This is a genomic window from Micromonospora chaiyaphumensis, from assembly GCF_900091435.1.
Taxonomy (GTDB): Bacteria; Actinomycetota; Actinomycetes; order Mycobacteriales; family Micromonosporaceae; genus Micromonospora; species Micromonospora chaiyaphumensis.
On record NZ_FMCS01000004.1, the window covers coordinates 549228 to 574126 of the forward strand.

At 74.1% G+C, this 24899-nt stretch carries 26 protein-coding genes and 1 pseudogene; 7 read left to right on the forward strand and 20 right to left on the reverse strand.

Annotated elements, in window-relative coordinates; translation table 11 throughout:
* Positions 1-77 precede the first annotated feature (77 nt).
* Entirely contained in the window at positions 78-956 is an 879-nt protein-coding gene (locus GA0070214_RS14590) for an HAD family hydrolase (protein WP_091263017.1), read from the forward strand.
* 14 nt (positions 957-970) lie between these two features.
* Here GA0070214_RS14590 and GA0070214_RS14595 read toward each other — a convergent pair whose 3' ends face one another.
* The 12 genes from GA0070214_RS14595 to GA0070214_RS14650 all read right to left on the reverse strand — a co-directional run bounded on the left by GA0070214_RS14595 (position 971) and on the right by GA0070214_RS14650 (position 12165).
* The gene (locus tag GA0070214_RS14595; RefSeq protein WP_091263144.1) at positions 971-1849 is read right to left on the reverse strand and encodes a lysophospholipid acyltransferase family protein; all 879 of its coding nucleotides are present in this window, start codon (positions 1847-1849) and stop codon (positions 971-973) included.
* A 323-nt stretch (positions 1850-2172) separates the two neighbouring features.
* Positions 2173-3246: an NAD-dependent epimerase/dehydratase family protein gene (locus tag GA0070214_RS14600; RefSeq protein ID WP_091263145.1), complete on the reverse strand. Its 1074-nt coding sequence runs from the start codon at positions 3244-3246 to the stop codon at positions 2173-2175.
* 120 nt (positions 3247-3366) lie between these two features.
* Positions 3367-3468, reverse strand: coding sequence for a 30S ribosomal protein bS22 (locus GA0070214_RS14605; RefSeq protein ID WP_007465623.1), 102 nt, complete (start codon positions 3466-3468; stop codon positions 3367-3369).
* 220 nt (positions 3469-3688) lie between these two features.
* Positions 3689-3898 (reverse strand): helix-turn-helix domain-containing protein, encoded by a 210-nt coding sequence (locus GA0070214_RS14610; protein ID WP_046564428.1) that lies wholly within the window; start codon positions 3896-3898, stop codon positions 3689-3691.
* Positions 3899-4086: 188 nt separating this feature from the next.
* A complete protein-coding gene (locus GA0070214_RS14615; protein ID WP_091263018.1) occupies positions 4087-5271 on the reverse strand; it encodes an ABC transporter permease in 1185 nt (394 codons plus the stop codon).
* Positions 5268-6137, reverse strand: a complete 870-nt coding sequence (locus tag GA0070214_RS14620; RefSeq protein WP_091263021.1) for an ABC transporter ATP-binding protein — start codon at positions 6135-6137, stop codon at positions 5268-5270. The genes GA0070214_RS14615 and GA0070214_RS14620 overlap by 4 nt, the downstream gene beginning before the upstream one ends.
* Positions 6134-7528, reverse strand: coding sequence for an efflux RND transporter periplasmic adaptor subunit (locus tag GA0070214_RS14625; protein WP_091263022.1), 1395 nt, complete (start codon positions 7526-7528; stop codon positions 6134-6136). The genes GA0070214_RS14620 and GA0070214_RS14625 overlap by 4 nt, the downstream gene beginning before the upstream one ends.
* Positions 7529-7557: 29 nt before the next feature.
* Positions 7558-9138 carry a hypothetical protein gene (locus tag GA0070214_RS14630; RefSeq protein ID WP_091263033.1) on the reverse strand — a complete coding sequence of 527 codons (1581 nt, stop codon included), beginning with the start codon at positions 9136-9138 and terminating at the stop codon, positions 7558-7560.
* Positions 9139-9508: 370 nt separating this feature from the next.
* Entirely contained in the window at positions 9509-9844 is a 336-nt protein-coding gene (locus GA0070214_RS14635) for a YrdB family protein (protein ID WP_091263035.1), read from the reverse strand.
* On the reverse strand, positions 9841-10410 hold the full coding sequence (locus tag GA0070214_RS14640; protein WP_091263037.1) for a TetR-like C-terminal domain-containing protein: 570 nt from the start codon (positions 10408-10410) through the stop codon (positions 9841-9843). Before GA0070214_RS14640 ends, GA0070214_RS14635 begins: the two co-directional genes overlap by 4 nt.
* The gene (locus GA0070214_RS14645; RefSeq protein ID WP_091263040.1) at positions 10403-11197 is read right to left on the reverse strand and encodes an alpha/beta fold hydrolase; all 795 of its coding nucleotides are present in this window, start codon (positions 11195-11197) and stop codon (positions 10403-10405) included. The genes GA0070214_RS14640 and GA0070214_RS14645 overlap by 8 nt, the downstream gene beginning before the upstream one ends.
* A 47-nt stretch (positions 11198-11244) precedes the next feature.
* Entirely contained in the window at positions 11245-12165 is a 921-nt protein-coding gene (locus GA0070214_RS14650; protein WP_091263147.1) for a proline dehydrogenase family protein, read from the reverse strand.
* Between the two features lie 118 nt (positions 12166-12283).
* On the opposite strand from GA0070214_RS14650, the gene GA0070214_RS14655 reads away from it, so the two are divergent.
* From GA0070214_RS14655 to GA0070214_RS14665, 3 genes are read left to right on the forward strand one after another with little or no spacing between them, the layout of a single operon-like run.
* Positions 12284-12559: a hypothetical protein gene (locus GA0070214_RS14655; RefSeq protein WP_189195312.1), complete on the forward strand. Its 276-nt coding sequence runs from the start codon at positions 12284-12286 to the stop codon at positions 12557-12559.
* 1 nt (position 12560) lies between these two features.
* The gene (locus GA0070214_RS14660; RefSeq protein WP_091263042.1) at positions 12561-13727 is read left to right on the forward strand and encodes a glutathionylspermidine synthase family protein; all 1167 of its coding nucleotides are present in this window, start codon (positions 12561-12563) and stop codon (positions 13725-13727) included.
* Between the two features lie 19 nt (positions 13728-13746).
* Complete coding sequence (locus GA0070214_RS14665; protein ID WP_091263044.1) at positions 13747-14322, forward strand: CGNR zinc finger domain-containing protein; 576 nt, start codon at positions 13747-13749, stop codon at positions 14320-14322.
* Between the two features lie 15 nt (positions 14323-14337).
* Here GA0070214_RS14665 and GA0070214_RS14670 read toward each other — a convergent pair whose 3' ends face one another.
* Both GA0070214_RS14670 and GA0070214_RS14675 read right to left on the reverse strand, forming a co-directional pair.
* Entirely contained in the window at positions 14338-15144 is an 807-nt protein-coding gene (locus GA0070214_RS14670; RefSeq protein WP_208602759.1) for a sugar phosphate isomerase/epimerase family protein, read from the reverse strand.
* Between the two features lie 75 nt (positions 15145-15219).
* Positions 15220-16164, reverse strand: coding sequence for a Ppx/GppA phosphatase family protein (locus GA0070214_RS14675; RefSeq protein ID WP_091263049.1), 945 nt, complete (start codon positions 16162-16164; stop codon positions 15220-15222).
* 74 nt (positions 16165-16238) lie between these two features.
* Between GA0070214_RS14675 and GA0070214_RS14680 the strand changes: the two genes are divergently transcribed.
* On the forward strand, positions 16239-17048 hold the full coding sequence (locus GA0070214_RS14680; protein WP_091263052.1) for a DUF3109 family protein: 810 nt from the start codon (positions 16239-16241) through the stop codon (positions 17046-17048).
* On the opposite strand, the gene rraA is transcribed toward GA0070214_RS14680, so the two are convergent.
* From rraA to GA0070214_RS14705, 5 genes are read right to left on the reverse strand one after another with little or no spacing between them, the layout of a single operon-like run.
* The gene (rraA, locus tag GA0070214_RS14685) at positions 17045-17530 is read right to left on the reverse strand and encodes a ribonuclease E activity regulator RraA (RefSeq protein ID WP_091263054.1); all 486 of its coding nucleotides are present in this window, start codon (positions 17528-17530) and stop codon (positions 17045-17047) included. The genes GA0070214_RS14680 and rraA overlap by 4 nt on opposite strands.
* Before the next feature lie 19 nt (positions 17531-17549).
* Positions 17550-18743 carry an MFS transporter gene (locus GA0070214_RS14690; protein ID WP_208602760.1) on the reverse strand — a complete coding sequence of 398 codons (1194 nt, stop codon included), beginning with the start codon at positions 18741-18743 and terminating at the stop codon, positions 17550-17552.
* A 47-nt stretch (positions 18744-18790) separates the two neighbouring features.
* Positions 18791-20293: a tripartite tricarboxylate transporter permease gene (locus GA0070214_RS14695; protein WP_091263056.1), complete on the reverse strand. Its 1503-nt coding sequence runs from the start codon at positions 20291-20293 to the stop codon at positions 18791-18793.
* The gene (locus tag GA0070214_RS14700) at positions 20294-20968 is read right to left on the reverse strand and encodes a tripartite tricarboxylate transporter TctB family protein (RefSeq protein ID WP_244167702.1); all 675 of its coding nucleotides are present in this window, start codon (positions 20966-20968) and stop codon (positions 20294-20296) included. It lies immediately after the preceding gene.
* 5 nt (positions 20969-20973) lie between these two features.
* Entirely contained in the window at positions 20974-21981 is a 1008-nt protein-coding gene (locus GA0070214_RS14705; RefSeq protein ID WP_091263060.1) for a Bug family tripartite tricarboxylate transporter substrate binding protein, read from the reverse strand.
* A gap of 99 nt (positions 21982-22080) precedes the next feature.
* Between GA0070214_RS14705 and GA0070214_RS14710 the strand changes: the two genes are divergently transcribed.
* Together GA0070214_RS14710 and GA0070214_RS14715 are read left to right on the forward strand one after the other, a co-directional pair.
* On the forward strand, positions 22081-23727 hold the full coding sequence (locus GA0070214_RS14710) for a sensor histidine kinase (protein WP_208602761.1): 1647 nt from the start codon (positions 22081-22083) through the stop codon (positions 23725-23727).
* Positions 23724-24398, forward strand: a complete 675-nt coding sequence (locus GA0070214_RS14715) for a response regulator (protein ID WP_091263064.1) — start codon at positions 23724-23726, stop codon at positions 24396-24398. The genes GA0070214_RS14710 and GA0070214_RS14715 overlap by 4 nt, the downstream gene beginning before the upstream one ends.
* Positions 24399-24564: 166 nt before the next feature.
* On the opposite strand, the pseudogene GA0070214_RS14720 reads toward GA0070214_RS14715, so the two are convergent.
* Positions 24565-24899 (reverse strand): annotated as a pseudogene (locus tag GA0070214_RS14720) (hypothetical protein); the annotation flags it as partial.

Below are 24899 nucleotides of genomic sequence, written 5' to 3' on the forward strand. Positions count from 1 at the left end.
TCCCGTCGGACACCCGTCCGTCACATCCCGCCGGATAGGCTCGGACGGGCGTACGCGGTTGTCGAGGGGAGGTCGTCGTGACCCGGAGCCGGAAGGTGACGGTCAGCATCGACCTCCACGGGCACACCGCCGGCTGGTCGGAGACCCCCGAGGCACCCCCGGCCGCCGCCACGACCGATCCGGCGGCGGCGGCCTTCTTCGACGTCGACAACACGATGATGCAGGGCGCCTCGATCTACTGGTTCGCCCGCGGGCTGGCCGCCCGGAACTACTTCACCACCGGTGACCTGGCCCGGTTCGCCTGGCAGCAGGCGAAGTTCCGGCTGCTCGCCACCGAGCATGCCGGCGACATGTCGCAGGCCAAGGAGGCGGCGCTCGCCTTCATCCAGGGCTGGCGGGTCGACGACGTCGAGCGCCTGACCGAGGAGATCTTCGACGAGCTGATGGCGCCGCGCATCTGGGCGGGCACCCGCAAGCTGGCCCAGCGTCACCTCGACGCGGGCGAGCGGGTCTGGCTGGTCAGCGCTGCCCCCGTGGAGATCGGCCGGGTCATCGCGACCCGGCTCGGCCTGACCGGGGCGATCGGCACGGTGGCCGAGGTGGTCGATGGCGCCTACACCGGCCGGCTGGTCGGCGAGCTCATGCACGGGCCGGCCAAGGCCGAGGCGATCACCCAGCTCGCCGCGGTGGAGGGGCTGGAGCTGAGCCGCTGCGCGGCCTACAGCGACTCCGCCAACGACCTGCCGATGCTCTCCACGGTGGGGCGCCCGGTGGCCGTCAACCCCGATCCGGCGCTGCTCCGGCGGGCCCGCGAGCGGAGCTGGGACGTCCGCGACTTCCGCACCGGGCGGCGGGCCGTGAAGATCGCCGTGCCGTCCACGGCCGCCGCGGGGCTGCTCGCCGGCGCGGTGACCGCCGGGCTGGCCCTGCACCGCCGCCGCCAGCGCGTCGGCTGACGGCGGGCCACGGCTCAGGGGCCGAACGGGTCCGGACGGCGTTCGAGCAGCCGGTGCAGGGTCTGCTGGATGGTCTCCCGCACCTGGTCGGCGAGGTTGAACACGACCAGCGGATCGTCGGCCGAGTCGCGCAGGTGCGCGGTCGGGATCGGCGGGCAGAACTCGATCAGCCACTTGCTCGGCAGCGGCACCATGCCCAGCGGCCCCAGCCAGGGGAAGGTCGGCGTGACCGGGAAGTAGGGCAGCTTGAGCAGCCGGGCCAGCGGCTTGATGTCGGCGAGCATGGGATAGATCTCCTCGCCGCCGACGATCGCCACCGGCACGATCGGCGTGCCCGTGCGCAGCGCCGCCGAGACGAAGCCACCCCGCCCGAAGCGCTGGAGCTTGTAGCGGTCGGCGTAGAGCTTGCCGACGCCCTTGAAGCCCTCCGGGAAGACGCCGACCAGCTCACCGTTGCCGAGCAGCCGTTCCGCGTCGGGGTTGCAGGCCACCGTGCCGCCGGTCTTGCGGGCGATCTCGGAGACCACGGGCATCCGGAAGACCAGGTCGGCGCCGAGCAGCCGTAGGTAGCGGCGCGCCGGGTGCCGGTCGTGCAGCGCGGTGGCGAGCACCAGCGCGTCCAGCGCCACGGTGCCGGAGTGGTTGCCGACCACCAGGCCGGCCCCGTCGGCGGGCACGTGTTCGATGCCGCTGACCTCGGTGCGGAACCAGTCCCGGTAGAGCAGCCGGACCAGCGGGTGGAAGACGGCGTCGGTGAGGTCCGGGTCGAAGCCGAACTCGTCCACCTCGTAGTCGCCGGCCAGCCGCCGCCGCAGGAAGGCCAGGCCCTTGGCGACCTTCCGGTCCCAGTGGTCCCCCGGCCGGTCCGCCACCGCCGGCCCGGACGGGGTCACGTCGCCCGGGCGGTCCCCGCTCCCGGCGGGCTCGGCCGTCGCCTTCTTCGCGACGGCCTTCTTCGCGACCGCCTTCTTGGCGACGGCCTTCTTCGCCAGGGGCTTCTTCGGAGCGTCGCCCGGCTCGCCCGTCCGCGGGGCGGGCGCCGGCTCGTCGGTGGAGGTGTCCGGCTCGTCGCCGGCCGCCGGTGTCGCCTTCATCGTCGGCTCGGCGGCGGCCGCCGCGGCCCGCCGGTGCCCGTTGCGCCGCGCCGGCTCCGCGTCCGGCCCGGGCACGGTCAGCGGTACGTCGTAGCGCGCCTCGCCCCGCTCCTCGGCCCCGCTCACGAGCGCTCCCGCACGGCGGCCCGGACCTGCCGGATGCCCTCCAGCACCAACTGCTCGGCCGTGGCGAGCTGGTCCCGGGTCACCACCACACCGCCGTGGTGGGCGCGGATGAAGTCCTCGAAGGCGGCCGCGGTCGAGCGGGGCGTGAAGCCGTACTCGCGCTCCAGTCTCGTGGTGTCCACCACCCGACCGTGCACGAAGAGGTCGACCTGGTCCAATCCGTAGCGCCCGAAGCCCATGCTGCGGGCGATCGCGGCCACCCCGGCGAGGCCCGGCTCCAGCACCGGCATGGCGACCCGGCCGGCCCGGCGGATGGCCTGGGACAGCGAGAGCACCCCCGGCCCGGCGACGTTGTAGGTGCCGGCGTGCTCCTCGGCGACCGACCGGTGCAGCACCTCGAGGGCGTCGTCGAAGTGGACGAACTGCAGCCGCGGGTCGCGCCCGAAGACGGTGGGCACCACCGGCTGGGCGAAGTATCGGGTGAGCGTGGTGTCGGCGGTCGAGCCGATGAACGGCGCGAAGCGCAGCACGGTCGCCGTGACGTCGGGCCGGCGGCGGCGGAACCCGCGGACGTACCCCTCGATGTCGAGGATGTCGCGGCCGAACCCGCCGCGCGGCACCTCGCGCGGCTCGGTCTCCTCGGTGAAGACGGCCGGGTCCCGGAACGACACGCCGTACGCGGCGGTGGACGAGCGGACCACGAGCTTGCGCAGCCGGGGCGCCCGCTGGCAGGCGGCGAGGAGCTGCATGGTGCCGATGACGTTCTGTTCCTTCATCGCCGCCCGGCCGCCCTGCTGGGGGTCGGGGGCGGTGACCAGCGCCAGGTGCACCACGGCGTCGACGTCGAGGTCGACCAGAAGGCCGCCGAGCGAGTCGAGGTCGAGGCGGACCCGCTCGACGCCGGACAGCAGGTCGGCGAGTTCGGGGTTGGGGCTCGCCGGGTCGACCCCGATGACGCGGTCGATGCGCGGGTCGGCGGCGAGCCGGGCGGCGACGTGCGCGCCGAGATAGCGGCCGACCCCGGTCACGACGACGACCCCCGGAGCACCAGGGGTGCCACCGGGGGTCATGCCGTGCGCCTTGGCCGGCAGGCGGGATCGAGCCGGGACGTCCACGGCCTGATCACCTGAGCCTCCGGGGGTCGACAGAAGGCAAGTGGTGCCGGGTGCCGGGCCGGAGCCCGGCCCCGGTCACTTGCCGAGACGGCGACGCTGGACGCGGGTCTTGCGCAGCAGCTTGCGGTGCTTCTTCTTAGCCATGCGCTTGCGGCGCTTCTTGACCACCGAGCCCATACGACAGCCTTTCGATGCAACGTGCGGGGCGGACCGGCAGACACCACGGGGGGTGGTGTCGGTGACCGCTTGCGGACAACGGACCGGACCAGCGTGGTGGGCAGGGCACACCAGGGTGCGGTCACGGTCGGGGTCCAGGGTAGCCGGAGTGCGTCAGCAGGACCAACGCGCCCCCGTCAATGCCCGTTACGTCGCACTCGCCGACCTGGCCGGCGACGTGTCAGGCGGTCTCCTGGAACGCGCCCCGGAGGTATTCGTGCACGGCGTGCTCGGGCACCCGGAACGACCGGCCGACCCGCACCGCGGTCAGCTCACCGCTGTGCACGAGACGGTAGACCGTCATCTTGGACACCCGCATGACCGTCGCCACCTCGGCGACGGTCAGGAACCTGACATCCGACAGGCGAGCGTCGGACTGCGACCCGGCCATGGCTCACCGACCCATTCCCATGCCCGGCGCGTGCCGCCGGGCAGGTTGTTCCCGCCACGACGAGCGACGCGCGTGTTACCAGTACGGTAGCGGGGCGGCTGTGACCGGCGCGATCCCTTCCTTCCTTTGATCATGGAAGGCTCCCCGTTGAGCTGGTGTTTTTCGCCCGGACGGGTGGCTCGTCCCGTTCACTCGGCGCGCAGGGCCACCACGGGGTCGAGCCGGCCGGCGCGCTGGGCGGGCACCACCCCGAAGACGATGCCGACGGCCGCCGAGACACCGAAGGCGAGCGCCAGCGACCACCAGGTGATCGCCGCCGGGATCGGCGAGACCGCGTCGACCAGCAACGCGGTGCCCACGCCGAGCGCCATCCCGGTCAGCCCGCCGATCGAGGTGAGCAGCACCGCCTCCAGCAGGAACTGCACGCCGATGTCCCGGGGCCGCGCGCCGACCGCCTTGCGCAGGCCGATCTCGCGGGTCCGCTCGCGGACCGAGACCAGCATGATGTTGGAGACGCCGACGCCGCCGACCAGCAGCGAGATACCCGCGATGGCGGCCAGCACGCCGGTGAGCACGCCGAGGATGTCGCCGAGTACGCCGAGGATCTGCTGCTGGGTGACCGCGCTGAACTCGGTGTCCGGGTGCCGGCGGGACAGCTCGGCGACGATGCGCTCGCCGAGCTGGTCGATCCGCTCCCGGTCGGGCGCCTTCACGGCGATGCCGTCGATCCGCTGGGTGCCCCAGAGCCGCTGCGCGGCGGTCACCGGGATGTGCACCTCGTCGTCCCGGTCCACGCCGAGGCTCTGCCCCAGCGGGGTGAACACGCCGATCACCCGGAACCGGACCCCGGCCAGGGTGACCTGCTGGCCGAGCGGGTCCCGGTCGGGAAAGAGCGCCCGGGCCACGGACGCGCCGAGCACCGCCACCCGGCGGCTCGTGTCCACGTCGGCGCCGGTGAGGTAGCGGCCCCGGGCCAGCGACCGGGTGAAGACCGCCGGGGTGGTCTCCAGCACCCCCTGGACGGTGGTGAAGTCGGACCGGGTGCCGGCCCGGGCGGTCGCGCCGGAGGCGATGGTGACGGCCACCCGGCCCGGGTCGCCGACCACCCGGGACACGGCGTCCACGTCCTTGAGGTCCAGCGGCGACACCACCGGGGCGGTGCCGACGTCGAGCTTGCCGGGCACCACGAGGAGCAGGTTCGAGCCGAGCCCCTCGACCTGCTGTTCGACCTTCTGCTTGGTGCCGGTGCCGATGGCCACGAGGAGCACCACCGAGGCGACCCCGATGATCACGCCGAGCATGGTCAGCGCGCTGCGCATCCGATTGGCCCGCAGCGCGTCCAGCGCCACCCGCCAGGCCTCGGCCAGCCTCACCCGGCACCTCCGGGCGCACCCGGCCCCCCGCCCCGCGGAAGGCGTCCGGTGGCTCCGGTGGCGCCACCGGAGCCACCGGACGGGTGCCCCGGGCCGCTTCCGGACGCGGACCGGGGCTCCGCGCTGGGAGCGGCGTCCAGTGTCTCAGGTCGACCGTCGCCGCCCGACAGCGGTCGATCATGAACGGTGTCGGACCGGATCAACCCGTCCCGGACGGCGATCCGCCGGCGCGCCCGGGCCGCCACCTCCGGGTCGTGCGTCACCATCACGAGGGCCACACCGGACTCGGCGTTGAGCTGTTCCAGCAGCTCCAGCACCGCCTCGCCGGTGGCGCTGTCCAGGTTGCCGGTGGGCTCGTCGGCGAGCAGCACCGCCGGGTCGGTGACCAGGGCCCGGGCGATCGCCACCCGCTGCTGCTCGCCGCCGGAGAGCTGGTTGGGACGGTGACCCAGCCGGTGGCCCAGCCCGACCCGGCCGAGCATCGCGGCGGCGCGTTCCCGCCGCTGCCGTGCCCCGACGCCCCGGTAGACCAGGGGCAGCGCCACGTTGTCCACGGCGGACGTACGGGGCAGCAGGTGGAACGCCTGGAAGACGAAGCCGATGGTCTCGTTGCGCAGCGTGGCCAGCTCCGGCGCGGTCAGGGTCGCCACGTCCCGCCCACCGATCACCAGCCGGCCGCCCGTCGGCCGGTCCAACCCGCCGAGCAGGTGCATGAGCGTGGACTTGCCCGAGCCGGAGGGCCCGATCACCGCCACGTACTCGCCCTGCGCGATGGTGAGCGACACCCCGCGCAGCGCGGGCACCGACACCCCGTCCAGCTCGTACGTGCGGGACACGTCGACCGCCTCGACCGCGGCGACGGTCACCGCAGCTCCTGGCCGTCGTGGACCTGGTCGGCGCCGCGCACCACGATCCGGTCGCCGGCGCGTACCCCGTTGACGATCTGCACGAGGTCCTGCCCCTGCACGCCCACGGTCACCGGCACCCGGTCGGCCCTCCCGTCGCGCAGCAGCCACACGGCGTCCCGCCCGTCGGCGGAGAAGACCGCCGAGGCGGGTACGGCCACCGCGTCGGCGGCCTCGCGGACCCGGAGGTGGACCACGGCGTTCATGCCGGGGCGGGGCGTCGGGGCGGCCTCCCCCTCGCCGAGCCGCCCGGCGCCGAGGCCGAGGCGCACCCGGTAGGTGACCCCGCCCCGCGCCGAGCTGGTCGGCAGCACGTCCACCGAGCGGACCGTGGCGTCGTACGTCGCGCCGGTCACCGCGTCCAGCTCGACGGCGGCGGTCAGACCGGCCCGGACCAGCAGCACGTCGGTCTCGTCCACCTCGGCGAGCAGGCCCAGTTGCCCGGTGTCCACCACGGTCAGCACCGGTGTGCCGGCCGTGACCCGGCCACCGGCCGGCACCGCGTCGTCCACCCCGGCGGGCGGGCCGCCCGACCCGGCCGCGCCCAGGGCCGACGGGTCGAGGCCGGGCACGGCGCCACCGGCCGCGCCGAGCAGTCCGCCGAGGTCGGCCGGGGTGGCCGCCCGGGTACCGCCCGGCTGCACCACCCCGGCGACCGGGGCGCGCAGGGTCAGCGCGTCGACCGTCGCCTTCGCCAGGTCGTACGCCTGCTGGGCCTGGAGGCGCTGCGCGGTCGACAGCGCGCCGACGGCGCTGTTCAGCCCGGCCACGCCGCGCTGCACGGCGCCGACCGCCCGGTCGGCGGCGCGGGCGGCCGACGCGTACTGCCGCTGCGCCGACTCGACCTGGAGCAGCAGCGCGGACCGCAGCTGCGGGTCGCCGATCTTCCCGGCGGCCTTGCGGGCGGCCGCGAATGCCTCGTCGGCGGCCCGGTCGGTGTCCCGCCGGCTGCCGCCCAGGTCACCGGCGCCGACGCCCCGGCCGGCCCGCTTCGCGGCCCGCAGCGCCTCGCGGGCCTGCGTCAGCCGGGCCTTCGCGGACGGGGAGTCGATCACCGCGAGCACCTGCCCCCGGGCGACCCGCTGGCCGGGCTGGACGCGCAGGCTGGCCAGGGTGCCGTCGGCGGGGGCGGTGAGGGTGGCGGCGGCCCGGGCGGTCACCGTGGCCGGCGCGTCGATCACCTCGGCCACCGGCGAACGGCCCACCTCGGCCACGGTGACGGCGGGCGAGTCGTCGCCGCACGAGGCGGCGGTGGCGCCGGTCAGCGCGACGACGGCGAGCAGGGCGGTGCGGAGGCGACGGCGGCGGGCCGCGGGCAGCCGCGGCGAGGGGGTGCGGGCCACCCGGCCCATGCTACGACCCGTCGACCAGCGTCGACGTCTCAGCCGGCGACCGCCCGGAGGTAGGCCACGCAGTCGTCGTGCAGCCCCGGCCAGGGCTCGCCGAACACGTCGTCGGCGGCCTCCGTCATCGACTGGCGCTCGTGCAGCACGGCCCGGAAGAAGTCCAGCACCCGCTGCTCCCCGAACCGGTCGACCAGGTGGCGCACGGCCAGGTAGCCGATGCCGTAGGCCCCGCCCACCCGGTCGTCGGCCGCGTCGTCGGCCGGGGCGAGGGCGTCGAGCCGGCCGTTCCATCCGCCGCGGACGAGCTTGCGCACCTCGGCGAGGCCCTCGTAGCGGTCCACCGGCTGGCCGTCCGCGCCCGCGTACTCGGCCAGGCCCTCCACGAGCCACCAGCTCGACCGGTCCGCGTAGCCCCGGTCGGGCAGCGACGCCGCGTGCGTCAGCTCGTGCCGGAGCAGGTCGTCGACGCCCGTCGGGGTGAGGCTCTGCGCGTTGAGCACGACGTCGTGGTGCCCGCCGCCGACGCCGACCGCGTAACCGGCGGTCCACTTCGGCCGGCCGCCGCCGTACCAGCGCTGCCACTCCGCCCGGCCCGCGTAGTAGACGAGATAGCGGTCCGGCGGCGTGCCGCCCACCGCGTACAGGTCGGCGACCCCGGCGGCGGCCTCGGCCTGGGCGAGCAGGCCGGGCAGCTTGCCCCGCAACGCCGGCGTGGTGGCCACCACGGCCCGCGTCCCGACCGCCACGGCCAGGTCGCTGACCTCCCACGGCCGCGCGCCGGCCGGCGTCGCCCGGGACTCCTCGACCGCGGCCAGCCGGGGATCCCCGTCGCCCGTCACCCGCCACCGGGTGCCCAGCTCGACGCTGCTCGGCGTGCAGCCCGGCACCACGAAGCAGTAGCCGACCGTCACCGTCAGCCGCCACTCCCCCGGCTGCCCGCCGACCGCTGCCGGCAGCCCGCCCGCCGCCGGCCGCCACGCGGTGACCCGGAGCGCGCGCAGCGCGGCGTACCGCCGGGTGAGCGCCGGTCGCGCGGCGGGTTCGGCGACGGCGAGGAAGCCGGCCCGGTCGCCGTCGAGGAGCGCGGCGGCCTGCCGGTCGAGCTGGGCCACCATCCGCTCGCGCAGCTGCCGCTCGGCCGGGGTGCCCCGCTCGTCCCGGCCCACCGCCGGCCGTCCGGCCGCGTCGCGCACGAGCCCGACCAGGAGTACGCCGGGAACACCGCACGCCACCAGCACGAGCACCAACCCGACCACGCCCCAGAGCCGCCACCGCCGCGGGGCGGGGAGCTGCGGTACGCCCCCGGACGGCGGCGCGTCACCGGCTCGAACAGTGCCGCCAGCACCCTCGTCGTCCTCGGCCCGGTCGCCGCCCTCGGCTTGTCTGTTGCCCTCGGCTTGTCTGTTGCCCTCGGCTTGTCTGTTGCCCTCGGCTTGTCTGTTGCCCTCGGTGAGGTCGGCTGGCGAGGTGCCGTTCGGCGCGGCCGTCCCGCCCTGGGCGCTGTCGACGGCGGGAGCCGGGTGGCCGAGCGGACCGTCGCCGTCCCGTGGCGCGGTGGCCGGCGGCTCGTCGCCCCTCGACGCCGCGCCGGCGGGCTGCTGGTCACCGTCGGTCACCGGCGAAGGGTACGACCAATCGGGCGTTCCGGGAAGCCTCCCCGCGCGTCGCCGAAGCGGACTCCCCCTGCCACGCCACCTGTCGAGCTGATGTCACAGACGACTCAGCCGAACGACGATCCCGGCGGCCTGCAGCGACCTCCCCGCCGCGCTGACCGCTCATCCGAGATCTTGGTAGGAAACGGCCCCGATAGGGGCCAGAATCGTCCAAGATCCAGGAGGGCCGGCGCGTTGGGCGCGCGACTTGGGCGCATGTCGACGTGCGGCGGGTTGAGGCGTGAGTCGTTCGTGACGTCAGCTCGACAGGCAGGCGACCACAGGCACCGGGCTACCGCCGGCAGGAGTGTCCGGGCGGCAGGGGCAACTCGGGTCAGATCTTCTCGCCGGAGAGGGTGAGCAGGGTCTTGTCAAGCGCCCACAGGGCCACCAGCACCGCGCCCGGCACCGGCCGCCCGGCCAGGGCGAGCAGCACCCCGCCGGTGACGAAGCAGGCGGCCTGCACGCCCAGCTTGGCCGGCGCCGGCAGCGTCACGCTGGCCCGGGGCGAACAGAACAGCCCCCAGACCACGGCGATCACCAGTGGTGCGCCGAGGCCGGCGAGCAGGCGCACCGGCCAGCCGGCGTCGAGGGTGAAGCCCCACCACCCGGCCGCCGCGAGCAGGGCCAACTCCAGCAGGAAGATGAGCGTGAGCAGCAGAGCCTTCACCGGGACCTCCAGTTGCGGTACGCGGTGTCCAGCGCGGCCACCATCTCGTCGAAGGAACGGTCGATGTCCCGGGGCAGCCCGAATCCGCCGGCCGCCTCGAGCGTGATGAAGCCGTGCACGGCGGCACGGAACATCCTGGTGGCGTCGACCGCCGCGTCGCCGTCGAGGTCGTACCCCCGCAGGATCGCGTAGACGGCGCCGACGGCCCGTTCGGCGGCGGCGAGGTGCTCGGGGTCGCCGGGGTCCGGCGCCCGCTGGGTGGCCGGGTAGCGGCCGGGGTGCCGGCGCGCGTACTCCCGCAAGGCGGTGGCGGCGGCCCGCAGCGCGTCGCCGCCGGCCCGGCCCGCGGCGGCGGTGGTCAGCTCGGTGGCGACCTCCGTCGTGGCCAGCACGGACAGCTTCTGGTGCAGCGCGTCCACGCCCCGGACGTGCTTGTAGAGGCTGGGCAGCGCGACACCGAGCCGGGCGGCCAGCGCGGCCAGGGTGAGCCGGTCGTGGCCGACCTCGTCGGCGAGCACGGCCGCCTCGCGGACCACGGTCTGCGGGGTCAGGCCGGCCCTAGGCACGGGCGGTCACCGCCAGGAACTCGATCAGGTCGGCGGCGGTGGCGTCGGGCTGGTCGGCGTGCGGGTAGTGCCCGGAGTCGGCGATCATGCGCGCCTCGGCGGTGGTGAAGTGCCGGCGCGCGGCCCGCGCCTCGGCGCCCGGGTCCGGGAAGTCCGGGTCCTTCGTGCCCATCAGCACCAGCACCGGCTGCCGCACCGTGCGGGCCTGCGCGGTCCAGTGCGGCTCGACGGGCGCCACCACGCCGCGCACCGCGGCCATGCGGCCACGCAGCTTCGCCACCATCTCCTTCCGGTACGCGGCGTCGTCGGCCGGCCGCCCGCACGGGAAGAGGGTGCGGTGGAACATCCCGAACAGCCGCGGGCTACGCAGCACGAGCGCCTGGACCGCGCGCAGCGCGGGGTTCGGCTTCGGCGGGGCGACGAACGGGCTGACCTGCACGACGCCGCTGACCAGCGCGGGGGCATCGGCGGCGGCGAAGACCACGGCGGCGGCGCTGGACGAGCTGCCCACCAGGGTGGCCGGTCCGCCGCCGAGCGCCCGGACCACGGCGAGCAGGTCGCCGCCCACCTCGGCGGGGGCGTAGCCGGGCCAGCGCGGGCTGGAGTCGCCGTGGCCGCGCACGTCGACCGAGGCGACCCGGTAGCCGGCCGCCACCAGCCGGGGCACCAGGTGGCGGAAGGTCGCCCGGTTCTCCCCCATACCGTGCGCGAGGACCACGAGCGGCCCCTCACCGTGCACCTCGTACGCGATCGTTCCGCCGTCCCGCGCCACCTGGCTAACCGTCATAGCCATAAAGCTAATGCCATTAGCTTTATGGCGTCAAGACCGTCCGCTCACTTCTTCGAGATCAGGGCGCGGCCGAAGAACATCATGTTGGCCGGGCGCTCGGCCAGGCGGCGCATGAGGTAGCCGTACCACTGGTCGCCGTAGGGGACGTAGGTGCGCACCGTGTAGCCGTCGCCGACGAGGCGCTTCTGCTCCTCCGGGCGGATGCCGAACAGCATCTGGAACTCGAACCGCTCCGGGCCGCGGTCGAACCAGCGGGCCCGGTCCTCGCCGATGGCGATGAGGCGCGGGTCGTGGGTGGCCAGCATCGGGTACCCGTCACCGGACATCAGCACGTTCAGGCAGCGCACGTACGACTTGTCGACCTCGCGGGCGGACTGGTAGGCCACCGACTCGGGCTCCTTGTACGCGCCCTTGCAGAGCCGCACCCGGGAGCCGGCGCCGGACAGCTCGCGGCAGTCCGACTCGGTCCGCCGCAGGTACGCCTGGAGCACCGCACCGGTCGACGGGTAGTCCTTGCGCAGCTTGGCCAGGATGTCCAGGGTCGAGTCGGTGGTGGTGTGGTCCTCCATGTCCAGGGTGACCGTGGTGCCCGCCGCGTCGGCCGCCGCGCAGATCGCCCGCGCGTTGTCGTACGCCAGCTGCTCGTCGAACATCTGCCCGAGCGCGGAGAGCTTGACGCTGACCTCGGCGGCCGGGGTGAGCCCGGCTGCGCCCAGCAGTCGCAGCAGCTTCAGGTACTCGTCCCGGGTGGCGTTCGCCTGCTCCGGGGTGACGGTGTCCTCACCGAGGTTGTCGAGGGTGACCGCTTGGCCGTCGGCGACGAGTGCGCGGGTCGCGCGCAGCGCGTCGTCGGTGCCGGCGCCGGCGACGAACCGGCGGACGACGTCCCGCGTGAAGGGGGCCGTCGCGACGAGCCGCTCGACCTGGGATGACCGGGAGGCGGCGAGGATGACGGAACGGAGCATGAGCCGAGCGTAACGCCCGGCGGTGGGCCCGCGCCGGGGGGCGGCGGGCAACGTCACGCAGCGTTCCGGTGGGTACCGCGGGGCGGCCCGGCTGGCGGGGATCCGCTACAACGATCACGTGGAACGACGCCCCCGACGCCGGCTCCGGTCGGCCACCGTGCAACTCGGCGCCCTGACCGCCCTGGCCCTCGCCCTGTCCGGCTGCAACAACGGCTACGACGACGACGATGACGACTGCGCGCTGGGTCCGGCCGGCGGGGGCGGCGACACCGTCGCCGTTGCCCTGCGGGTCCCCGCACCGGCCGCCGCCGCCCGGGACACCCCGGCGCCGGTCGCCGCGGCGCTGCCCGAGCGTGGCGGCTTCGGCACCCACCTCGCCTCCTGCGGGGGCTGAGGTGCGGCGCGAGGCCAGCACCCCGCGTCCCGACTGGGACGCGACCATCCGGGCCCAGGGCCTGGTGTACGTCGACACCGAGCTGCCCGACGGCGGGATCATGTCGTACTGGGACGAGACCGCCGCGTACGCCTTCGAACTGGACGAGGTGCTGCGGCTGGAGGAGGCGACGGAGGAGCTGCACCGGATGTCGGTGGCCGCCGCCGAGCACGTGGTGGCCCGCCGCCGGTACGCCGAGTTCGGCATCCCGCAGTGGGCCGCCGAGGCGGTCGCCCGCTCCCTGCGGGAGGCCCCGCCGACCCTCTACGGCCGCTTCGACCTCTGGTACGACGGCACCTGGCCGCCGAAGCTGCTGGAGTACAACGCCGACACCCCGACGGCGCTGGTCGAGGCGAGCATCGTGCAGTGGTACTGGCTCGAGCACACCCGGCCCGACGCGGACCAGTGGAACAGCCTGCACGAGCGGCTGGTCGGCGCCTGGGCCAAGATCGGCGCCGGCCTGCACGACCCGCGGGTGCACGTGGTCTGGTCCGCGGAGGAGGAGTCGGGCGAGGACCAGATCACCGCCGGCTACCTGGCCGAGACCGCCCGCCAGGCGGGGCTGGACGTCACGCTGCTGCCGATCCAGCGGGTCGGCTGGGACGGGCGGCGCTTCGTCGACGCCGACGACCGGCCGGTCACCACCTGCTTCAAGCTCTACCCGTGGGAGTGGATGCTGGCCGAGCCGTACGGGCCGCCGGCGCTGGAGCCGGGCACCCCGACCACCTGGATCGAACCGGCCTGGAAGCTGCTGCTGTCGAACAAGGCGCTGCTGGCGGTGCTCTGGGAGCTCTACCCGGGCCACGAGTACCTGCTCCCCGCGTACCTGGACTCGCCGCGCGGGATGACCGAGTACGTGGCCAAGCCGCTGCTCGGCCGGGAGGGCGGCTCGGTGCGCATCGTCACCGGCGGCACCGAGATCACCAATCCGGGGAGCTACGGCGACGAGGGCTTCTGCTACCAGGAGTTCCGGGCGTTGCCCGAGTTCGCGGGCAACCGGCTGGTGCTGGGGAGCTGGATCGTGGACGGCGAGTCGGCCGGCGCGGGCCTCCGGGAGAGCGAGAGCCTCATCACGGACGGTTACGCGCGGTTCCTGCCCCACTACATCGACGCGCCGCGTACCCCGTGAGTCGTCTACCGTTGGGGTCGTGAACTTCGACGCGTACGCCCGGACCGGTGTTGATCTCGTCAACGCCCGCCTGGACGACCTCGACGACCTGCGGGCCCTCTTCCCGGACGACAACGCGTGGATGCGCGACGAGGTCGCCGATCGGGACCTGGCGATCTTCCGGCGGGCGCAGAAGCGCCTGCGCGACGTCTTCGAGTACGGCACCTCGGGCCGGGACGCGGAGGCGGTGACGGAGCTGAACACGCTGCTGGAGGCGTTCCCGGTGCAGCCGCGCATCTCCGGGCACGACTCCTCCGACTGGCACATGCACGTGACCAGCCGGGGCGCCTCGGTCAGCTCCGAATACCTGGCCGGCGCGGTCTGGGGGCTGTCGGTCTGGCTCTGCGAGTACGGCAGCGCCCGGTTCGGGGTCTGCGCCGACGAGCGCTGCGGCAACGTCTACCTGGACACCTCGTCGAACTGCTGCCGGCGGTTCTGCTCCGAGCGCTGCGCCACCCGCTCGCACGTGGCCGCGCACCGGGCCCGCAAGCGGGCCGCCGTGGGCGACCAGGTGACCGTGCCGGCCCAGCCGGAACCGCTCGCCCCGGTCAGCTGACCGGTTCCCCCGGCCTCAGGCGTCGACCGGGGAGGGGGCGGTCAGGTTCGCCCGGGCGAACTCGAGCGACTCGCGCAGGTCCGCCTCGCGGACCGCGCGGCTCTTCGCGCCCCGGGTGGTCACCTCGACCGCGACCGAGCCGGTGAAGCCCCGGCCGGCCAGCGAGCGGAGCAGTTCCGCGCAGGGCTGGCCGCCGCGCCCGGGCACCAGGTGCTCGTCGCGCCCTTCGCCGGTGCCGTCGCCCAGGTGCACGTGGGCCAGCTCGGACCCCATCCGGTCGGCCATGGCCAGGGCGTCGGTGTGCGAGGCCGCGCAGTGCGACAGGTCCAGCGTGTACGCGGCGTAGCCGGTGTCGGTCGGGTCCCAGCCCGGGACGTACGGGACGAACTGCCGGCCGGCCATCCGCACGGGGTACATGTTCTCCACGGCGAAGCGCAGCCCGCCGAACCGGCCGGCGATCTTGTCGAGGCCGTCGGCGAAGTTGCGGGCGTAGTCGCGCTGCCAGGTGAACGGCGGGTGCACCACGACGGTGGGCGCCTCCAGCGTCTCGGCCAGCTCGGCGGCCCGGCGCAGCCGCTCCCACGGGTCGGGGCTCCACACCCGCTGGGTGACCAGCAGGCAGGGCGCGTGCACCGAGAGGACCGGGACGCCGTAGTGCTCGGCGAGGCCCCGCAGGGCGCCCGCGTCCTGGCTGACCGGGTCGGTCCAGACCATCACCTCGACGCCGTCGTATCCGAGCGTCGAGGCCAGCTGGAACGCCGCCGCGGTCCGCTCAGGGAAGACCGAGGACGTGGACAGGAGCACCGGAACGCGGGAAGTCACACCCCTCAGGGTAGCCGTACCCGCCACCGAGCATCGGGACGAGCAGCCGCAAAAGACGTAGATCGGCCGCGCAGGTCACATCGGTGCCAGCTGATCCAGCCGGCGCAGGATGACCCCCTCCCGCAGCGCCCAGGGGCAGATGTCCAGGCTGTCCACGTCGAGCCGGCGCATCACCGCCTCGGCCACCACGGCCCCGGCGAGGAGCTGGTGGGCCCGCTGCGCGCTGACCCCCTCCAGCTCGGGCAGCTGGGCCGGCGGGATGTGCCGGATGAAGCCGAGCACCTGCCGCAGCCCGGTGCGGGTCAGGCTGCGCCGGGCCCACAGCCCCGCACCGGAGGGAGCCGCGCCGGCCAGCCGGGCCAGCGTCCGGAACGTCTTCGAGGTGGCCACCGGCCGCTCCCAGCCGACCTCGGTGAGCTGCTCGGCCACCTGATCGAGCTGGGCGTCGACGTACTCCCGCAGCTCCTCGACGGCCTCCGTGGAGGGCGGCGCGGTGCCGGACGCGTCGACCTTCAGCCGCTCCCGGCTCAGCCGCCCCGCGCCCAGCGGCAGCGAGACCGCCACGTCCGGGCCCTCGTCGATGCCGGCGGCCAGCTCCAGCGAGCCGCCGCCGATGTCCATCACGAGCAGCCGGCCGGCGGACCACCCGAACCAGCGCCGCACCGCCAGGAACGTCATCCGCGCCTCGTCCGCGCCGGAGAGCACCTCCAGGCGTACGCCGGTCTCGTCGCGCACCCGGGCCAGCACCTCGCCGGCGTTGGTGGCGTCGCGGACCGCGCTGGTGGCGAAGGCCAGGAGGTCGTCGGCCTCCAGCCCGTCCGCCGCCGCGCGGGCCATGCTGACGGCCTTGACCAGCCCGTCCGCGCCCACGTCGGTGAGCGCGCCGTCCGGGCCGATCTGCTCGGCCAGCCGGAGCACCACCTTCTCCGAGTGCGCCGGCCACGGGTGTGCGCCGTGGTGGGCGTCGACCACCAGCAGGTGCACCGTGTTGGAACCGACGTCGAGGACACCCAGTCGCATGCTGACGACCCTAGGGCCAACACGTTTCGCCGGCTCGCCGGCCGGGCGGGGTCACCCCGCGTACGCTGGTCCGGGTGACAGGGCAGATCGAACTTCACGTGCTGGTGGACGACCCCGACGACCCGCGCAGCCGCGAGGTCGGGCTGGACTTCCCGCGGGAGTGGATCGAGTTCGTCGACCCGGCCGACGCCAAGCACGTGGTGCGGGCCGACCTGACCTGGCTGCTCTCCCGCTGGACGTGCATCTTCGGCCGGGGCTGCCACGGCATCGTCGCCGGCCGCGCCGCCGACGGGTGCTGCTCGCACGGCGCGTTCTTCACCGACGGCGACGACGAGAAGCGGGTCCGGGCGGCGGTCAAGCGGCTCACCCCGGAGACCTGGCAGCACTTCCGCCGGGGCTTCAAGAACTGGACCGAGAACGACACGATCGACGGGAAGAACCCGGCCCGGCGCACGGCCACCCGCGCCGCCGACGCACCCTGCGTCTTCCTCAACGACGCCGATTTCCCGGGCGGGGGCGGCTGCGCGCTGCACGCGCAGGCGCTGCGCGACGGGGTGCACCCGCTGGAATACAAGCCGGACGTCTGCTGGCAACTGCCGATCCGCCGCGACCAGGACTGGCACAAGCGGCCGGACAACACCAAGGTGCTGATCTCCACGCTGGCCGAGTTCGACCGGCGGGGCTGGGGCGCGGGCGGTCACGACCTGGACTGGTGGTGCACCTCCTCCACCGACGCGCACGTCGGGGCCGAGCCGATGTACATCTCCTACGGTCCCGAGCTGACCGCCCTCATCGGCGCGCCCGCGTACGCGAAGCTGGCCGAGCTCTGCGCGGCACGGCTCCGCCAGGGCCAGGTCGCCCCGCACCCGGCGACCGAGGCCTAGTCCCGCCCGGCCCCCGGCAGCACGACGACCCCGTCGTCGTCGCTGTGCACCTCCGCTCCGGGCGGGAAGTCGCAGTTGCCGAACGACACCGGCACGTCCCGCTCACCGGCGCCGGTCTTGGCGCTCTTGCGGGGGTTCGTGCCGAGCGCCTTGATGCCGATCGGCAGGGCGCCGAGTGCGACGACGTCGCGGACCGCGCCGTTGATCACCACGCCGGCCCAGCCGTTCTCCGCCGCCGTGCCGGCGATGAGGTCACCCATGAGGGCGGTGTGCAGCGAGCCGCCGCCGTCCACCACCAGCACCCGCCCCTCCCCGGGCTCGGCCACGATCGACTTGAGCAGGGCGTTGTCCTGGAAGCAGCGCACCGTGACGGCCGGGCCGGCGAACGCCCGGACCCCGCCGAACTGGCGCAACTGGGTGTCGCACGAGCCGAGGGCGTCGCCGTGCCGGTCGTAGAGGTCGGCGGTCGTGGGGGTCTCCATGGTCGTCCTTCTCTCTCACTCAGGGATTCGGATCCGCGGGCCGGTGCAGGCGGGTGGCGGCGACGGCCGCGCCGGCCAGGCCGGCCGCGGTGCAGCCGAGGACCCCGGCCGCGCCGGTGCCGGCGGCGAGCGCGCCGGCCGCGCTGGGGATGAGCACCTGACCGAGCCGGTTGCCGGTGAGCCGCAGCGACATGGCCCGGCCACGCAGCCCCGGCGGGGCCACCTCGGCCAGGAACGACATGGTCAGCGGCTGGCCCGCACCCAGCCCGAGCCCGGCCACCGCGACCACGACCAGCAGGACCGCGAACGGCAGCGGTGGCAGCAGCAGGGCCAGCCCGACGGCGGAGAGCACCACGGTGCCGACCAGCACGAACCGCCGGCCGAGGGCCGCCACCAGCCGGCCGAGCAGCAGCCGGGACGCCATCGAGGCGACCGCCCGGACCCCGAGCAGGATGCCGATCGAACCGGCGGCGATGCCGCGTTCCGCGCCGAGCGCGGGCAGGTAGACCAGGGTGATGTCGACCGCCGCCAGGACGACGCAGCTCACCGTGAGGGCGCGGACCAGGCCGGGCCGGCGGACCAGGTCGCGCAGCCCACCCGCGCCGGAAGCGCCGCTGGCCCGCCGGTGCTGCCCGGACGGGCGCAGGAACAGCGCGACGACCAGCAGCGGCAGCGCCACCACCGTGGCGCCGAGGAAGATGGCCCGGGTGTCGGGGATCGTGCGGTCCCCGCCAAAGAGCACGATGAGGCCGGGGCCGAGCGCCTGCCCCAGCGAGGCGGCGAAGGTGTAGTAACCGAACGCGGCGTCGTACCGGTCGGCCGGGGTGCGGTTGGCGACCAGCGCCTGCTGGGCGACCACCGCGCAGAGGTGCGCGGTGCCCAGCAGCATGCTGGCCAGGACCAGGCCGGCCACCGAGCCGGCGAGCAGCACGAAGCCGAGGCCGGAGGCGACCAGCAGGGCCGACCCGGCGAGCGCGACGCGGCGCTCGCCGAGCCGGTCCACGGCGTGCCCGGAGGGCACGGCCAGCACCAGGGGTACGACGGCGAAGCTGGCCCCGAGCACGCCCAGCCACGCCCCCGGCACGTCCAGCTCCAACGCCCGGTACGCGGACGCCGGCCGGAGCATGAAGGTGACCGCCTGCACCGCGACCGTGTGGGTGAGCAGCAGGCCGGTCTGGGCGCGCCCGGGGACCCCGGAGCCCCCGGGCGCCACTCAGCGGGCCTTCACGGCGAGCACCGGGCAGGGCACCCGGACCAGCGTCATGCCGTCACCAACCTTCCGCGCAGCGGACGGACCACGAACCGGCCGATCAGCGGCCAGAGGAGCACCACGGCGATCGTGGCGTAGATCAGCCAGGACACCCAGCCGCCGACCAGCCCGTGCAGTTCGCCGCCGGAGAGCTGCAACGCGCGCCGGCCCTGCAGTTCGGCACGCGGGCCGAGGATGATGCCGACGATCAGCGGCAGGATCGGCAGCCCGAAGCGGCGCATGCCGAAGCCGAGCAGCCCGAGGGCGAGCAGCAGGTACAGGTCGAACGGCTGCGCGTTGACCGCGTACGCGCCCATCGAGGCGAAGAAGAGGATCCCGGCGTAGAGGTAGGGGCGCGGGATCCGCAGCAGCCGCGCCCAGGCCGGGGCGAGCGGCAGGTTGAGCACCAGCAGCAGCAGGTTGCCGATGAAGAGGCTGGCGATCAGCGTCCAGACCAGGCTGGACTCCCGCGTGAAGAGCAGCGGGCCGGGCTGGATGCCGTACCCCTCGAAGGCGGCCAGCATCACCGCGGCGGTGGCGTTGGTCGGCAGGCCGATCGCCAGCATCGGCACCAGGGTGCCGGCGGCCGAGGCGTTGTTCGCGGCCTCCGGCCCGGCGACGCCCTCGATCGCGCCCCGGCCGAACTCCTCCGGGTGCTTCGTCAGCTTCTTCTCGGTGACGTACGACAGGAAGGTGGGGATCTCCGCCCCGCCCGCCGGCACCGCGCCGAACGGGAACCCGAACGCCGTGCCGCGCAGCCACGGTTTCCAGGACCGCTTCCAGTCCTGCTTCCCCATCCACGGCTGCCCCACCGGGATCACCTCGCCGGACTTGCGGCGCAGGTGCGCAGCGATCCACAGCGCCTCCCCCACGGCGAAGATGCCGACCGCCACCACGACCACGTCGATGCCGTCGGCGAGCTGCGGCAGCCCGAAGGTGAGCCGCTGCTGGCCGGACTGGTCGATGCCGATCACACCGATCACGAGGCCGAGCAGCAGCGAGGCGAAGCCGCGTACCCGGGACGCGCCGAGCACCGCGGTGACCGACACGAACGCCAGCAGCATCAGCGCGAAGTAGTCGGGCGCGCCCAGGCTGATCGCGAACTGCACCACCGGCGGGGTGACCACCACGAGCAGCACGGTGGCGATGGTGCCGGCGACGAAGGAGCCGATCGCGGCGGTGGCCAGTGCCTGGGCGGCCCGGCCCGCCTTCGCCATCTTGTTGCCCTCGATCGCGGTCACCACCGACGAGGACTCGCCGGGGGTGTTCAGCAGGATCGACGTGGTCGAACCGCCGTACATGCCGCCGTAGAAGATGCCGGCGAACATGATGAAGGCCTGGGCCGGCTCCATCCCGTAGGTGACCGGCAGCAGCAGCGCCACGGTCATCGCCGGGCCGATGCCGGGCAGCACGCCGACGGCGGTGCCGATGGTCACCCCGAGCAGTGCGAACAGCAGATTCATCGGGGTCAGCACGTTGGCGAACCCGTCGAGCAGATTGGCGAGGTTGTCCATCTACAGGATCCCTTGCAGCACGCCGGCGGGCAGGTCGACGCCGAGCCCGATGGCGAAGGTGTAGAACGTGATCAACGACAGCGCGACGGCGATGAGCAGGTTGCGCACGTAGTGCCGGTTGCCCAGTGCGTACGCGGATCCCCAGAAGAGGATCGTCCCGCTGATCACCCAGCCGAGCCGGTCGATGAGAACGGCGTTGACCAGGAACGCGCCGATCAGCAGCAGCACGGTGCGCCAGTCGACGGGAAGGCTCAGGTCGACGTCCTCGCCGGCCTCCGGCTCGCCGCGGCCGCCGCGGGCGACGTCCACCGCGTAGATGACCGCGATGACCAGCAGCAGCACGCCGAGCAGGATCGGCACGGGCTTCGGGCCGATCGGGTCGGCCGTGTTGATCGCGCGCCCGATCCGGGTCGTCGCGTCGAAGATGACCAGCCCGCCGACCAGGGCGAGAAACGCCACCACGCCGTACTGCGCCCGGTCGGGTCGCGGGGCCGCCTCGGCCTCCACCGCCGGGTCGGCGCCGGTCGTGGCCGCCGGCTCGTCCGCCTCACGCGCTGTGGGGACAGCGGGCGGCGGTCCGGCCGCGGCGGCCTCCGGGCCCGGCTGGGCCGGGATCTCCGGTACGCCCGGGGGCCGGGGCGGCAGGTCGCCGCCCCGGTCCGGTCGCGTCGTCATGCCGCTCATGCCAACCCGAGCTGCTTGAGCACGTCGGCCACGGCCTTGTCCTGCTCGGTCAGGAAGGTGCCGAACTCGTCGCCGGTGACGAACGCGTCGGTCCAGCCGCGCTTCGTCAGCTCGGCCTTCCACTCCTCCGACTCGTGCATCTTCGTGAGCACGTCGATCCAGACCTTCTTGTCGGCGTCGCTGATGCCGGGCGGCGCGACGATGCCACGCCAGTTGGTGAAGACCAGGTCGATGCCGGCCGACTTCAGGGTCGGCACCTCCTTGAGCGCCTCGATCGGCGCCTCGCTGGTCACCGCGAGGACCCGGATCTGGCCGGCCTCGACCTGGTCGAGGAACTCGCCGAACCCGCTGGCGCCGAAGGCCACCTTGCCGCCCAGGACGGCGGGCAGCAGTTCGCCGCCACCGTCGTACGAGACGAAGTTGACCTGGCGGGGGTCGATGCCGACGGTCTTGGCGAGCTGCATGGGCAGCAGGTGGTCCGGGCCGCCGGGCGACGAGCCGCCGCCGACCGCGATGCCCTTCGGGTTGGCCTTCCACGCCGCGACCAGGTCGTTGATGGTCTTGTACGGGGAGTTCTTCGGCACCACGATGGCGCCGGCCTCCTCGATCATCTTGGCCAGCGGGGTGGTCTGGGTCAGCGTCGCCGCCGACTTGGAGGTGTACGAGGCACCGACGACGCCCAGGCCCATCTGCATGGCCAGCTTGCCGTTGCCCTTCTCGTTCACGGTCCGCTGGAGGCCGACCGTGCCGCCCGCGCCGGGCAGGTTGAACACCTGCACGCCGGTAGCGATCTTGGCGTCCTCCATCACCTTCGCGGCGGTCCGCGCGGTGGTGTCGTATCCGCCGCCGGGGGTGTTCGGCACCATGATCCGCAGTCCGCTGACCGGCTTGCCGTCGTTGCTGGAGCCGCCCTCGTTCTTGTCGGCGGTGGCGCCACAGGCAGCCAGGGCCAGCGCCGTGGCGGCGGCGACCCCCATGACCAGCACGTTTCTCCTAGTTGCCATCTTGTTTCTCTTCCGTTTCGAATGAGTCCAGCGGCAAGATGGTGGCCTCCACCCGGGCAGCTTGTCTGCGTTGTGTCACCAGCGGAAGTTGAGGTCTTTGTGGTCGCGGTCACGTCCCGGCGCCGCACGCTCGCCGGGCAGCTGCTGATCCTCCAGCTCGCGATCATCGTCGTGGTGCTGGTGGCGGTGGCCGCCGTCTCGCTGGCGCAGTCGGCGGCGACCTTCAACCGGGTCGAGGGGCGCCGCGTCGCCACCCTGGGCGAACGGCTCGCCGGCAGCCCCCTGCTCCGCGACCAGCTCGACCAGCCCGCACCCGGCGAGGCGATCGCCCCGCTGGTGCGGGACATCCTCACCCAGTACGGCGTCACGTCGGTGACCGTCGCGAACGCCCGGGGCCGGGTGGTCGCCTCGACGAACCCGACGCTGGTGGGCAGCCCGGTCGTGCTCGGCGACCCCGAGGTGGCGCAGGGCCGGAGCTGGTTCGGCGAGCTGGAGATCGACGGGTCGCGGGAGCTGACGGCCCAGGTGCCGGTGCTCGGTGACGACCCGAAAACCAAGAAGAACCTCGGCCGGTACCTCGGCGTGGTGGTGGTCGGCGAGGCGTCGCCGACCTGGTCGCAGCGGCTGGTCGGCGCGTCGTCGTACCTGCTCACCTACCTGGGCATCGCCTGCGGCCTCGGGGTGGTCGGATCGTGGCTGCTGGCCCGCCGGATCAAGCGGCAGACCCTCGGCCTGGAGCCCCGCGAGATCGCCGGGCTGGCCGAGCACCGGGAGGCGCTGCTGCACGGCATCGCCGAGGGGGTGATCGCGCTGGACCCGCAGCACCGCGTCACCCTCGTCAACGCGGTCGGCCGGCGGCTGCTCGACCTGCCCGAACACTGCCTCGGCCGCAGCCTCGCCGAGCTGCGGATCAACGGCCGGCTGCGGGACGTGCTGGCCGGCGCGGGCACCGGACCGGAGGCCCGGGACCAGGTGGTGGTCCGGGGCGGCCGGGTGCTGGTGATGAACCGGATGACGGTCCGCAAGGACGGCCGCCGGCTCGGCTCCGTCACCACGCTGCGGGACCGGACCGAGCTGGCCCGCCTGGAGCAGGAGATCGGCTCGTTCCGCAGCACCACGGAGCTGCTCCGGGCGCAGACCCACGAGTTCGCCAACCAGTTGCACACCATCTCCGGGCTGATCCAGATCGGCGAGCACGACGAGGTGGTCCGGTACGTCGACACGCTGAGCCGCCACCGCGCGTCGCTCGACCTCACGGTGACCAGCCGCATCCACGACACGGCGGTGGCGGCACTGCTCATGGCCAAGTCGGCGGTGGCCGCCGAGCGCCGGGTGGAGCTGCGGATCTCCGAACGGACCGGGCTGGACCGGCTGCCGCCGGAGGTCGCGGCGGACGTGGCGACCGTGCTCGGCAACCTGCTGGACAACGCCGTCGAGGCGGTGGCCGCCCACCCGTCCGACCGCCCCGCCTGGGTCGAGGCCGAGCTGCGCCAGGACGCCGCGTCGGTCGAGATCGTGGTCCGCGACTCCGGTCCCGGGGTGGCGCCGGAGCTGGCACAGGAGGTCTTCACCCATGGCTTCACCACGAAGGCGGCCGAAGGCGGCGAGCGCGGCATCGGCCTGGCGCTCACCCGCCTGGTCTGCCACCGCCGCGGGGGCGAGGTCGCGGTGACCAACACCGACGAGGGCGCGATGTTCACCGCCCGGATGTCGGTGCCGGTCGGCGTGCCGGAGGCGGCGCGATGATCGACGTACTCGTCGTCGACGACGACTTCATGGTGGCCCGGATCCACCGTGGCTTCGTCGAGCGGATCGACGGCTTCCGGGTGGTCGGCACCGCCAGCACCGGCGAGGAGGCGGTGGCCGCGGTGGACCGGCTCCGCCCCGACCTGGTCCTGCTCGACCTCTACCTGCCCGACATGTTCGGCCTCGACGTGGTGACCCGGATCCGGGCCGCCCGGCACGACTGCGACGTGCTCGTGATCAGCGCCGCGCGGGAGGCCGAGGCGGTCCGCCGGGCGGTCCGCTACGGCGCGGTCAACTACCTGCTCAAGCCGTTCGGGTTCGACGAGCTGCGCACCCGGTTGGAGCAGTACGCCGCCCGCCGTACCGCGCTCCGCGCGACGGTCGTCGCCGACCAGGCCGACGTCGACCGGGTGCTGTCGCGCAGCGGCTCGCCGGCCACCACCGCGACCCTGCCGCGGGGCCTCAGTCCGGAGACCGCCGAGCTGGTCGAGCGCGCCCTGCGCGAGCACGAGGGGACGCTCTCGGCCAGCGAGTGCGCCGACCGGGTCGGCATCTCCCGGGTCAGCGCCCGCCGCTACCTGGAGCACTTCTCCGGTACGGGCCGGGCCGAGGTCACCCTGAAGTACGGCGCAGCCGGTCGCCCCGAACGCCGCTACACCTGGCTGACCTGACGGGATGCCGCTGCCGCTCCGGCGGTGCCCGTACGGCCGGCTGCGGCCCAGGCGAGATCTTGGACAGTTTCCGTTCGCCCGGCACGGCAACTGTCCAAGATCCGGAGACGCCGCTGGCCGGCACCCCGGTGTTCGGGGTGCCGGCCAGCGGTTCGTTTGTCTTGTGTCAGCTGTTCCAGTTGTGGGCCACGATGTCGGTGGCCTGCTGCTCCCACTGGGCGTAGGCGTCGGGGTAGGCCGAGACCTGCACGGTCTGCGCGGCCTCGGTCAGCGGCATGTCCTGCCAGCCGTCGACCTGCTTCAGGCCCTTCAGGAATGCAAGCGTCGAGTACTCGGGGTCGGTGATCTGCTCCGGCGTGCCCCAACCCGAGCTCGGGCGCTGCTGGAACAGGCCCAGCGAGTCGTGGTCGTTGGCGTCGCCGAGGTGGCCGAGGTTCTCCAGCTTCGACTCCTGCAGGCTCGTGGCGATCGAGATGACCGCGGCCCGCTCCGGCAGACCGG

Coding starts and splice junctions, on each gene's coding strand:
- GA0070214_RS14600 (WP_091263145.1), bottom strand. CDS start 3,246: ATGACCCCCGGTGGCACCCCTGGTGCTCCGGGGGTCGTCGTCGTGACC.
- GA0070214_RS14605 (WP_007465623.1), bottom strand. CDS start 3,468: ATGGGCTCGGTGGTCAAGAAGCGCCGCAAGCGCATGGCTAAGAAGAAG.
- GA0070214_RS14610 (WP_046564428.1), bottom strand. CDS start 3,898: ATGGCCGGGTCGCAGTCCGACGCTCGCCTGTCGGATGTCAGGTTCCTG.
- GA0070214_RS14625 (WP_091263022.1), bottom strand. CDS start 7,528: ATGGGCCGGGTGGCCCGCACCCCCTCGCCGCGGCTGCCCGCGGCCCGC.
- GA0070214_RS14645 (WP_091263040.1), bottom strand. CDS start 11,197: ATGACGGTTAGCCAGGTGGCGCGGGACGGCGGAACGATCGCGTACGAG.
- GA0070214_RS14650 (WP_091263147.1), bottom strand. CDS start 12,165: ATGCTCCGTTCCGTCATCCTCGCCGCCTCCCGGTCATCCCAGGTCGAG.
- GA0070214_RS14675 (WP_091263049.1), bottom strand. CDS start 16,164: ATGCGACTGGGTGTCCTCGACGTCGGTTCCAACACGGTGCACCTGCTG.
- rraA (WP_091263054.1), bottom strand. CDS start 17,530: ATGGAGACCCCCACGACCGCCGACCTCTACGACCGGCACGGCGACGCC.
- GA0070214_RS14695 (WP_091263056.1), bottom strand. CDS start 20,293: ATGGACAACCTCGCCAATCTGCTCGACGGGTTCGCCAACGTGCTGACC.
- GA0070214_RS14700 (WP_244167702.1), bottom strand. CDS start 20,968: ATGACGACGCGACCGGACCGGGGCGGCGACCTGCCGCCCCGGCCCCCG.
- GA0070214_RS14705 (WP_091263060.1), bottom strand. CDS start 21,981: ATGGCAACTAGGAGAAACGTGCTGGTCATGGGGGTCGCCGCCGCCACG.
- GA0070214_RS14715 (WP_091263064.1), top strand. CDS start 23,724: ATGATCGACGTACTCGTCGTCGACGACGACTTCATGGTGGCCCGGATC.